Annotated in this window: 7 protein-coding genes and 1 pseudogene; all 8 read right to left on the reverse strand. The window is 39.3% G+C overall.

All coding sequences use genetic code 11. The features are described from left to right. Positions 1–852 precede the first annotated feature (852 nt). Entirely contained in the window at positions 853–3,546 is a 2,694-nt protein-coding gene (locus tag EKM81_RS10415) for a cation-translocating P-type ATPase (RefSeq protein ID WP_125651431.1), read from the reverse strand. Between the two features lie 285 nt (positions 3,547–3,831). Next, positions 3,832–4,668: an ammonia-dependent NAD(+) synthetase gene (gene nadE / locus EKM81_RS10420; RefSeq protein ID WP_125651433.1), complete on the reverse strand. Its 837-nt coding sequence runs from the start codon at positions 4,666–4,668 to the stop codon at positions 3,832–3,834. Between the two features lie 61 nt (positions 4,669–4,729). After that, on the reverse strand, positions 4,730–6,223 hold the full coding sequence (locus EKM81_RS10425) for a nicotinate phosphoribosyltransferase (RefSeq protein ID WP_125651435.1): 1,494 nt from the start codon (positions 6,221–6,223) through the stop codon (positions 4,730–4,732). 96 nt (positions 6,224–6,319) lie between these two features. Continuing rightward, the gene (locus tag EKM81_RS10430; RefSeq protein ID WP_191987273.1) at positions 6,320–7,117 is read right to left on the reverse strand and encodes a glycosyltransferase family 2 protein; all 798 of its coding nucleotides are present in this window, start codon (positions 7,115–7,117) and stop codon (positions 6,320–6,322) included. A 9-nt stretch (positions 7,118–7,126) separates the two neighbouring features. Further along, complete coding sequence (rfbD, locus tag EKM81_RS10435) at positions 7,127–7,969, reverse strand: dTDP-4-dehydrorhamnose reductase (protein WP_125651437.1); 843 nt, start codon at positions 7,967–7,969, stop codon at positions 7,127–7,129. Positions 7,970–8,092: 123 nt separating this feature from the next. After that, positions 8,093–9,121 (reverse strand): dTDP-glucose 4,6-dehydratase, encoded by a 1,029-nt coding sequence (rfbB, locus tag EKM81_RS10440; RefSeq protein ID WP_125651439.1) that lies wholly within the window; start codon positions 9,119–9,121, stop codon positions 8,093–8,095. Positions 9,122–9,173: 52 nt separating this feature from the next. Continuing rightward, positions 9,174–11,291, reverse strand: coding sequence for a glycoside hydrolase family 73 protein (locus EKM81_RS10445; protein ID WP_125651441.1), 2,118 nt, complete (start codon positions 11,289–11,291; stop codon positions 9,174–9,176). 424 nt (positions 11,292–11,715) lie between these two features. Continuing rightward, positions 11,716–11,840, reverse strand: a pseudogene (locus tag EKM81_RS11680) (IS30 family transposase); the annotation flags it as partial.

Raw genomic sequence — 11,840 nt, forward strand, 5'->3', positions numbered from 1 at the left:
GTGTGGTAACTATAAGAATAGGTCTTCATGGCCTTTTTGGTCTAGTCATTTAGGTGTTGCACTTCAATTTTAAATCCGGCGAATTTATAAATATAAACAATTCTTGAATTCAATACCAATTTCTTCACCTTTTCAACCTCCAGAACAATGTCTATCTTCATTGTATTGGAGCAATTAGTAGAAGTAGCTCAAAATTAATGGTCAGAAATGGCTCACTTTAGTTCAGCAGTTATAGCACACCCAACTCAGTTAGATTGTGATGAAATCTGAATAGCAAAATTAAATTAGCTGATTGCCATTTAAATCTTATTCCGATTTCTTAAATCCAAAAAAATTTCCATCCTAGCTATTTGTTCATATCAACCTTTTTTCTATCAGTAGTGCTGAATTTAACTTCTTAATCAAGGCGGACCCAGCGATTGGCCTCATGGCAGTCAAGTTTCACAACCTCAAAAGATTATCAAATTGGCTTTAAATTTATCACTATCTGTTTTTCCAAACAGTGGTAATCAATTCTGTTAGTTTATCCTGGTGGCTGGGCGATTGGCGTCAACGGTGAAATTATTCTTGACGCTTCAGCGGTTAGAATAAGGCTTGTATTTGAGCTTGTTGCTGAAAGCAGTAAGCTCAAATCAACGCCCACCATGTTCCACGCCCTCTTAATCGCCCAGCCACCACCAACCCTTAATTGGGGAAGTCTTGGCACCATTTTAGTTTTAAACTATCAAATTTCCTCAGCTAGAAGCGAGCTAGCGCACATTGTTGGAACTAACCCAGGCAAACAAAATAGCCAGTGTGACAATCACACCGACTATTTTTGTTGAACTATTTAATTATTATTCTAAGCAGTCATTAGTCCTTATTTGTCCGTCGTTGAATCAATTTAACCAATTCAACGATGGCAATCATCAAGATGCCAGCACTTAAGACCATTAACCACTGAATGCCGTTTAATTCAGTTACATGGAAAAGGCTATTAAATCCTGGTACAACAATCGTTAAGGCAACCATGATAAATGAAGTCGCCACACCAATATTAAACATTTTGTTCGCAAATGGATGGACACTGAAAATTGATTGATGAATCGACTTCACGTTAAATGCATGGAACAATTGAATCAGTGCTAATGTTGCATAGGCCATCGTTAAAGCATCCGCGTGCATGGCATCGTTTGACGCATGCACAGGAAACATGATGGCTAGCCCATAGACACCTAACGTCAGCATTCCTTCAAGAATACCTTGATAGATAATTGAGGAGCCAACACCACCACTAAGGAAATTAGATTTACGACCACGTGGTTTATGATCCATAATGCCCGGTTCAGTTGGCTCGACCCCTAAGGCAATCGCTGGGAAAGTATCAGTTGCTAAATTGATCCATAATAATTGGACCGGTTTGAGAATGTCCCATCCCATTAGTGTCATCATAAATAAAGTTAAAACTTCACCTAAGTTAGCTGATAACAAATACTGAATTGATTTTTGAATATTGGCAAAGACCTTCCGACCTTCTTCAACGGCCACAATAATTGTGGCGAAATTATCGTCAGCCAGTACCATATCACTAGCACCTTTAGAAACTTCAGTACCAGTAATCCCCATCCCAATACCAATATCGGCCGATTTCAAAGCTGGGGCGTCGTTGACACCGTCACCAGTCATGGCAACAACTTTACCTTGGTCTTGCCAAGCCTTAACAATTCGAACTTTATGTTCAGGCGAAACACGTGCGTAAACTGAATAGTTTTTAACTTTCTTATCGAATTCTTGATCAGTCATTTGATCCAACTGTGCACCAGTAATCACAGCATCATCGTCACCGGCCTTAATAATGCCTAAGCGGGCCGCAATAGCTTCAGCCGTATCCTGATGGTCACCTGTGATCATAATTGGTCGAATGCCGGCCTTCTTCGCATCAGCAACAGCTTTAGCAGCTTCAGGACGTTCGGGGTCGATCATGCCGACTAAGCCAGCAAAGGTTAATTCTTTTTCAACTGTTTCTGAATTTAGCTCAGCTGGCAATTGATCAATTATCCGGTAGGCCATACCCAAAACACGTAACGCTTGAGTAGCCATGCCCTTGTTCTGCGCCAAAATCTGATTACGATCTTTGCCTGTCATCTCGCGAACGTCCCCAGGAGCTGTTTCGATATTCGTCACTCGTTTTAATAATTCATCTGGTGCACCCTTAACGGCTACAAAGAACTGGCCATTAGCCAATTGATGGATTGTTGACATTAGTTTACGCTCTGAATCAAATGGCACCTCAGCAACTCGCGGTTCTTTTGCCAAGGCTGCTTCTATCGAATAATCATGATCTAGCCCAAATTGAATTAAGGCTGTTTCGGTTGGATCACCAATTAACTGACCATCAGATTGAATCTTAGTATCATTGCTGAAAGTCATCACTTTCAAGGTACTGTCATCTGCTGCAATCGGTTCCTTTGCTTCAACTAAATGACCATGTTCGAAAACTTTTTCAACAGTCATTTTATTTTGCGTCAAAGTCCCAGTTTTATCAGAGGCTACAATATCAGTACTACCTAGGGTCTCAACGGCTGGCAATTTACGAACTAATGCTTGACGCTTAGCCATTCGCGTTGTCCCCAGAGCTAAAATAATCGTGACGATTGCTGGCAAGCCCTCTGGAATAGCGGCAACGGCCAAGGAAATAGCCGTCAATAACATTTCAATCACTAATTGGTCCATTGGTAAACCATCATGGTTATTAACAATCCCCACCACAAAAATAATAGCGGCAATGGCTAAAATGAGCCACGTTAGTGTCTTACCTAAAGAATTTAAATTATCTTGCAATGGTGTACTCGTCTCGTCAGCAGCATTAATCATGCCGGCGATGCGACCAACCTGGGTATTCATGCCAGTACCAACAACCACACCAACACCACGGCCATAAGTCACATTACTGTTCATAAAGGCCATGTTAGTCCGATCACCAATTGTCACTTCTTCATCCGCCAGTACCTCAGCATTCTTTTCAACAGGCACAGACTCACCAGTTAAAGCTGATTCCTCAACCTTCATGGAAGCAGAGTCAATCAATCGCAAATCGGCTGGAATAATATCGCCTGCTTCTAAAAGGACGACATCCCCAACAACCAAGTCTTCACTACTGATTGTTTCCATATTACCGCTACGACGGACATGAGCTTCTGGTGTCGCCATTTCTCGCAAAGCATCAATTGCCTCTTCAGCTTTAGATTCTTGGAAAACACCGAAAACGGCATTAATAATAACCACTGCCAAAATTAAGAAAGCATCAGGCCACTCATGAGCAACCACCCCAGAAACCAGGGCCGCTACTAGTAAAACTAGAATCATAAAATCCTTGAACTGATCGAAAAATCGTTGGAAAATATTCTTCCGTTTTGCTTGAGCTAAAGCATTGGGACCATTTTCAATCAACCGCTGCTTTGCTTGCTCATTACTCAGACCTTGATCACTCGTCTGAAACTGTTTAAAAAGTGCCGACTTGGACAAGGCATAAACTCGTGCTACCTTCGACTCGTCTTTACCAACCAACAAAAATTCCTCCTCTTTGGACGTGGGAATAAAAAAAGACCCGCACGCAAAAACCACGTACAAGTCTCACTAATTAAGTCAAAACCAGAACTATTGTCTTGTTGATGGTTTTGTCACGGACAATGCCGCCAGTTACTCCCTTGTTATAAATTCAGTATACTAAAACAATTCTGATAAAGCAATCAGAAAGTTCAGGTCACCTAACTTTTTCATCACCTGACCTTGTCACCGATCCGAAGATAGCAACTATCCGACTTGCGCAACATCATTGGTTATTCAACCTGACTATGCTTTTGGTTCCCAGAATGTATCAAACACCGTAATTGGTAGATGACGTTTATGCTGCGTCTTCAAAAACCATTGTTCAATTTTCTCGGCAGCAGCATCAGGTACAGTTTTACCTTCAAGATAGTCATCAATTTGGTCATAAGTGACCCCCAACGCAACCTCATCTGGTAATTCAGGACGATCATCCTCTAAATCAGCCGTTGGCACTTTCTCGTATAAATGTGTTGGTGCACCCAAATAATGTAGCAATGCTCGGCCCTGACGTTTATTCAAGCGATATAACGGTGTAACATCAGCACCACCATCACCATACTTCGTGTAAAAACCAGTAATATTTTCTGCCGCATGATCAGTTCCTACCACAACACCAGCATGAGCACCAGCCACAGCGTACTGTGCAATCATCCGTTGCCGGGCCTTAATATTGCCCTTGTTAAAGTCAGTAATGGTTTGTCCTTGTTGTGTCAATTCGACTAACATTGCTTCCGTTGCAGGCTGAATATCAACACGAACAACCTGATCAGCTTGCATCCAGTCAATTGCGGCCATCGCATCACTTTCATCAGCCTGAACGCCATAAGGTAAGCGCATCGCATAGAATTGATAAGCCGTATCACCTGTTTCGGCACGCAATTCAGAAATTGCTATTTCGGCCAGCTTGCCAGCTAAGGTTGAATCTTGACCACCGGAAATACCAAGCACATAACTTTTTAAAAATGGTTGTGCCCGCAAATATTTCTTCAGAAAGTCAACTGAGCGGCGGACTTCCACGGCAGGATCAATTTCTGGTTTTGTTTTTTCAACTGCAATAATCTGGGCTTGTAAGGCTCGCATCACGAAAACTTCCTTATCCTTTTTTAATTAAACTTGCACTAACCAAGTATGACCAATCCACTTAATGGTTATGATGACCTTCGCCGTCATTATTCATATTAGCGACCATTTGGCGCATCCGAGCAATATGATTCATCTTATGATCATACAGTTTTTGCGACAAATCAACTGGATATTCTTGAGGATTTAAATCGCGTTTATACTCATCCCACAACGAATCAAGATTCTTAGTTGTTCGTTCTTTAATTATTGCCAAATTAGGTAAGTCATAAACTAAATGACCATCAATATAGATATCTTTCAAAATTGGTACTGCATCAAAATCATGAATGGTTTTGTTAATGTAAGTGAACTTCGGATGGAACATAAACAATTCTTCATGGGCTAATGGACTCTCATCCCACAAAGTAATGTAGTCACCTTCAGACTTGTCATTTTTACGCTGATTAGTAATCCGCCAAACTTGTTTCTTGCCTGGGGTACTAACTTTTTCCGCATTACTAGACAATTTAATGGTATCGACCATCTGACCTTGACTATTCTCAATTGAGACTAATTTATAAACCGCACCTAAGGCTGGTTGATCAAAGGCAGTGATTACTTTTGTCCCCACGCCCCAGACATCAATCTTAGCGCCCTGCATCTTCAAGTTCTGGATTGTCTTCTCATCTAAATCGTTAGAAGCATAAATTTTAGCGTCAGGGAAACCAGCATCATCAAGCTGTTGCCGAATTCGCTTAGAAATATAGGCCATGTCGCCAGAATCAATCCGCACGCCCTGAAAATTAATTTTATCGCCCATTTCTTTGGCAACGCGAATCGCACTGGGCACACCAGAACGGATGGTATCATAAGTGTCGACTAAGAAAACACAATCACGATGTGTTTCCGCATAAGCTTTAAAAGCTAAATAATCATTTTGATAAACTTGGACTAACGCATGGGCATGCGTGCCACTAGCGGGAATACCGAAAATTTTGGCCGCGCGAACATTACTAGTGGCATCAAAACCACCAATATAAGCTGCCCGCGTCCCCCAAATTGCCGCATCCATTTCTTGAGCCCGCCGCGAACCAAATTCCAAAACTGGATCACCATTAGCCGCCGATTTAACCCGAGCCGCTTTAGTTGCCACTAGAATCTGGAAATTAATAATATTCAGCAACGCCGTTTCTAACAGCTGACACTGATCCAACGGCCCCTCAACCTGAATGACTGGTTCTTCATTGAAAACCAAATCGCCTTCTTGAGATGAGCGAATCGTACATTCAAACTTCATTTCCGCTAAATAAGTTAAGAAATCCTCAGGAAAGCCAGTTTGCTCGCGTAAATAAGCCAAATCCGATTCACTAAACTTGAAGCCATCTAAATAACGGACAATTCGCTCCAAGCCCGCAAAAATAGCATAGCCGTTTTCAAAAGGAATCTTACGAAAATAGCCTTCAAAAACCGCATGACGCTTATTGATGCCTTCCTTCCAATAAGAATACATCATATTTAATTCATAAAGATCCGTATGTAGCATTAAGCTATCATCGGGATAAATCTTTTGCATGACCGCACCTCGGGCAATGTTTTTTAATTGAGTAATAATAGTTAAATTTTAACTTAAAACTTATTGATTCACAATAAATCAGTCTATCCAAACTATCTAGAAGAAGCGCCAGCCCCACTTATGGAAATATTGACGCATTGAACGCATAAAAATTTTAAATCCAGAAAAACTGCGATGTGAAGCCATTCCGTAGAAATGAGTTACAACGGCGGTTGGTACATAAATAATTTCAGAACCACTTTGTCGAATCCGATCACATAAATCATTATCTTCAAAATACATAAAGAATCGTTCATCAAAACCAGAAATTTTCTTAATCACTGACGTCCTAGTAAACATAAAAGCTCCAGAACCATAGTTAATCGGCTGTTGGATATCAGCTAAATCTCGGCATTCATAATGGCTTAAACGTTTATTAAAGAGTCGTTTAACAAATTTAAAGGGTACGAAACGTAGCATATAATCGAAAACATCTAAACGCCGACGAATTAAATATTGCACGTCACCACTAGGTCCAACTATCTTAGGAGTTAACATACCAAATTTTTGTTTCGTATCAGCTTGCAGCACTCGATACATGGCTTCAAAAGCCGTCTGATTAACAATAATATCAGGATTACAAATTAAGAAAAATGGTGTAGTCGTGTCGGCCAACGTTGCATTATGACCGTGGCCAAAGCCCAGATTCTCACCAGAGGCAATAATTTTAATTTGTGGCGAAGCATAAGTCTGCAATTTTGCAACATAATCAGCATTAGAACCATTATCATGAACAACGATTACGACCGGCAACGCTGCTAAAATTGGTTTAAAACTATCTAACGTTTTAAAAATATACTGACTATTGTAAGTAACGATACTAACGGTAACTTGCATTTGAGCATTATTAGTCATCTTTTTGTCCTAATCAATCTGCTTCATAAACTTAGCCAAAGCTTCTTGCCAAGTTGGGATTTCAAACCCAGTTGCTTTAGTCTTGCTAAGATCCATAATTGAATGCCGTGGTCGATAAGCTTTTTGAGGAAATTGTTCCGAGCTAACTGGTGTAACTTCAACCGACTGATTCTTTAAAATTTCTTTAGCGAATTCATACCAAGTACAGTAATTATCATTTGATAATTGATATAAACCATAAGGCACTTGATGATCTAAGGCATACAACATGAACTCAGCCAATGTCCGAGTCCATGTTGGCCGCCCCTGTTGATCATCAACAACTGTCAACTTATCATGAGTCTCCGCCAATTTTAGCATTGTATAGACGAAATTCTTGCCATATTTACCAAAAACCCAAGAAGTACGAATAATATAATATTTACTCATAATACTAGCTACCGCTTGCTCGCCAGCCAGCTTAGTCCGACCATACTCATTCTTAGGACCAGGGACCGTCTCTTCGGTGTACATTTGATCATTAGTACCGTCAAAAACATAATCGGTACTAACATAAAATAATGTCGCCCCAACACTTTCTGCAGCGCGGGCAATATTTTGAGTCCCAATTACATTAACTTTATAATCAATTGATTTGCCAGGTTCTTCTTCAGCGGCATCAACGGCGGTATAAGCCGCGCAATGAAAAACAATCTTCGGTTGATTCCTAGTAAAATATTCGTTAACGGCTGCTTCGTCGGTGATATCCAAATCTTGAGCATCTGTACCTGTGTAAGCAAGTTCACGTTCATCAAGTAAATGCCGTAATTCAGTTCCCAGTTGACCATTGGCCCCAGTAATTAAAATTTTCATATTTTCATCAAACTCCTAGTCATTTTCGTAAAATAAACTAACCACTACTAATAATACTACATTTTTAAGAATAACAAAAAACAGACACCGATTTGATGTCTGTTTTTTAGAAACAATTAATATTTATTGACCATTTTTGGCATATTTAGCTTCAACAGCAGCCTTTTCAGACTGCCACCAATCTTCATGTTCAGTGTACCAATCAATGGTATGTTGTAACCCTGTACAGAAATCAGTGTATTCTGGTTGCCAGCCTAATTCTTCACGTAATTTAGTAGAATCAATCGCGTAACGTAAATCATGGCCAGGGCGATCATTAACGTGATCATAAGCGTCTTTAGGTTGACCCATTAATTCAAGGATCATCTCAAGAACTGTCTTATTATCCTTTTCACCGTCAGCACCGATTAAATAAGTCTCACCAATCTTACCCTTAGTCAAAATCGTCCAAACGGCGCGAGAATGATCATTAGTATGAATCCAATCACGGACATTCTTACCACTACCATAAAGTTTAGGACGAATACCGCTTAAAATATTAGTGATTTGGCGAGGAATAAACTTCTCAATATGTTGATAAGGGCCATAGTTGTTCGAGCAATTAGAAACAGTCGCCCTTAAGCCAAATGAACGAGTCCAAGCATGAACTAACATATCTGAACTAGCCTTAGACGATGAATAAGGACTACTTGGGTTATAACGTGATTCTGGCGTAAACTTCTCACCAACACCCTCACCATGACCTGGTAAATCTTCACGTAATGGCAAATCACCATAAACTTCATCAGTCGAAATATGATGAAAACGAACATCATACTTGCGGCAAGCTTGTAACAAAGTATAAGTCCCCACAATATTAGTTTGGATAAATGGTGATGGATCAATTAATGAGTTGTCATTATGGCTTTCAGCTGCGTAATGCACAACGGCATCAGCTTTGCTAACCAATTTGTCAACCAACTCGGCGTCACAAATATCACCAACCACTAATTCAACCCGATCAGCTGGTAACCCGGCAAGGTTGGCCCGATTCCCTGCATAAGTTAATTTATCTAAAACTGTGACATGAACCTCAGGATGATTATTGACCACATAATGGACAAAGTTAGAACCAATAAATCCCGCACCACCTGTAACGATGATATTTTCCATTTAATTTCACTCCTTGAAAAGATAGTATTAATCAATACTAAGACTAACCCATTTATTTAATAGTGAAGCCTTGTTTCGCATATGAATAATCAACTGAATTCGCATTTCCTAAACTATCAGTTGCATACCGAGTCATTAAATACACAGACTTTCCTTTAAGATTATCGAGTGAAACAGTCAAGTTAAAACCGCTTGTACTACCACCAAATAAATCTGGATAGGCTGATGCAACGTCAGGCCGAACTACACTAGTTATTTTAACACGTTTAAGCTCAACATTTGTTTTTTTATCCATAATAAACAAATAACGATAATTATGATCAACCGCTAAATCACTGGCATGCCAGCCCTTAATAATTAGATTTGATCCATTTTGAACGACCGAATCGAGAGAAGCTATGTTTTTATCTCGCTTCGGAATAGTAATAACTTGTTTATTAAAGACATAATCTACATAGTCGCTTGCGTTCCCGTTAGGATTAGAATAACGACTGATTAAATATATCTTCTTTCCTGAAAGCTTCTGACTGATTACAAAGTTATCCTTAAATCCACTCTTATCTGCATTATACAAATTTGGATAAACGCTTTTTACATCCGGGCGCTCAACGGTAATTGTATGCTTACGTTCAATTTCCTTACCCGTAGTTGCGTCCATCAAAATCAAAGTATGCAATGATCGCCCATAAGAAAGGTCACTAGCATGCCAACCGGTCATATTTACGTAACTTCCAGAAACACTAAAATTATCAAGCCAAGCCTTATTTTCTTGAGGTTGCGGGATAATCATATTTTGTTTATCGAAATCATAATCCACATAATCTGCATTTCCATCGGAGCGACTTGAGTATCGACTCATAACATAAACTTTCTTGCCCCACCATTCAGGGACAATACTCATACTAGCCTTGAACCCACTATTTCCAGAATTAAATATATTAGGATATGCATTTCCCACGTCCGGCCGACTAAGATTCGTTACATTTATTCTCTTTAGTTCAGTTTTTGTAGTGGCATCCATTAAAAAGAGAAAATGATACGGACGTCCCTCTGCTTTATCGGCAGCATGCCAGCCACTCATGTTTAATGAAGAACCTGATGAGGTGAATTTATCTAGGCTAGCCTTATTTTCACTACCTAAACGAGGTATGGTAACACTACCAGAAAAATTATAATCCAAATTAGTTCCAGAACCATCGGTATTTTTGGAATATCTTGATGTCACCTTAAATGTGTGTCCATACATATCTGGACTAACAGGCAAGGATACCGAAAAGCCGCTGTTCAAAGTATTAGTAATGTCAGGATAAGCCTGAGCAACATCCACCCGTACCGTACGATTTATTGGCTCTTGCCTGTACTGTTTCCCAGAGTCAACATCTGTAAAAACTAAAAAACTATACGGATATTCAGCCGACGCATTATCCGCATGCCACCCCTGAGCAGTAATAGCATTATCGCTATAAGAAAATTTATCTAATGAGCCTAAGCTTGCTGAGACAATACTCTGATCATACTTTACTAAGCCGTTCTCCTCAATTATTTGATTCAATGTTGCAGCGTAAGTAGGAGCAGTAGCATAGCCATCCTCCTGTAATAATCTTGTAACTGTTTGATATTCTTTTACACCCAATAAGTTACTGTAGCGTGGATTTACATATAGAAAATTGCCATGATCTTCAACACTAGCCGACCAGTTTGGATACTTTCTAAATTGTGCATTGACAGTAGTCCAATTACCATTAATATATTCTTGTGTTGGCACAATTACAGATTGGCCTTGATATGATCCTTTAATTCCAAAGAGATTATTTGCAACTGATGCTAGATCTGACCTTCCCCAACCACTTTCCAGAATCCCTTGGGCAATCGAGACTGAAGGTAACACACCATATTTGGTCCTGCCATCAATTGCTCCTGGTGCAAGTTGGTCAATAAATGACTGAGTATTCATCGCCATTCGACTAGAAAATCTCGAATTTTGAGAGACATTTGAATAGAATCCTGGTCCAATTTCACTATTCGGTGATAAAACAACTGAAGAACCGGTACTTTCCTCTTCAGAATCAGCACGAACAGCTCCTGTCTTTTCATTTGTCAATGCAGTTACTCCAATCAACGAAATGCCGACAAGACCGATGAGACTACTTCTTTTTAAATTTTCTTTCATAATTAAAAACTATTTCTCCCATTATATTAGTTTTGATATGAATATTGGGTGTATAAAATCAATAAGCTAAATATAACATAAAATTTTATTACCATCTAGTAATCAAAAAATCAAGATATATTTAATGAACTTATTTTGTAAAAGTTATAGATATAACGATATATCGCAAATCTTACAATTACTACACATTTCAATTGATTTAAAAAGAGGATCTCTACAATAATTATTTTATTCATATTTATACTAATTTTTACGAAGACTTATCTTGGTCACAGATTTTACCATTTTTGCGTAAAATCAGAATCTTGAATTTAAATAAAGGAGAACTATGTTAATATACTTTAAGTGGTTTAACATATTTTTTGTTACCCGAATTGTCAAATCAAGTGCAACACTTCCGACCTATTCTTAGTTATTGGTCTGGTTAATCAAAGTCTGGCAGGACTGCGATTGCCGATTGATAGTTGAGAATCTTTCGTGGTCTTTGGTTCAGAGCGTTTTGGATTGCTTGAATCCCTGTTAAGGTCAATTGGCGCATTGAGCGGCCTT

The organism is Lapidilactobacillus gannanensis, from assembly GCF_003946675.1.
In the GTDB taxonomy this organism is placed as follows: domain Bacteria; phylum Bacillota; class Bacilli; order Lactobacillales; family Lactobacillaceae; genus Lapidilactobacillus; species Lapidilactobacillus gannanensis.

What these genes read in the sequence shown, in the direction of transcription:
- nadE (WP_125651433.1), bottom strand. Translation starts at nt 4,668, where the DNA reads ATGCGAGCCTTACAAGCCCAGATTATTGCAGTTGAAAAAACAAAACCA.
- EKM81_RS10425 (WP_125651435.1), bottom strand. Translation starts at nt 6,223, where the DNA reads ATGCAAAAGATTTATCCCGATGATAGCTTAATGCTACATACGGATCTT.
- EKM81_RS10430 (WP_191987273.1), bottom strand. Translation starts at nt 7,117, where the DNA reads ATGACTAATAATGCTCAAATGCAAGTTACCGTTAGTATCGTTACTTAC.
- rfbD (WP_125651437.1), bottom strand. Translation starts at nt 7,969, where the DNA reads ATGAAAATTTTAATTACTGGGGCCAATGGTCAACTGGGAACTGAATTA.
- rfbB (WP_125651439.1), bottom strand. Translation starts at nt 9,121, where the DNA reads ATGGAAAATATCATCGTTACAGGTGGTGCGGGATTTATTGGTTCTAAC.
- EKM81_RS10445 (WP_125651441.1), bottom strand. Translation starts at nt 11,291, where the DNA reads ATGAAAGAAAATTTAAAAAGAAGTAGTCTCATCGGTCTTGTCGGCATT.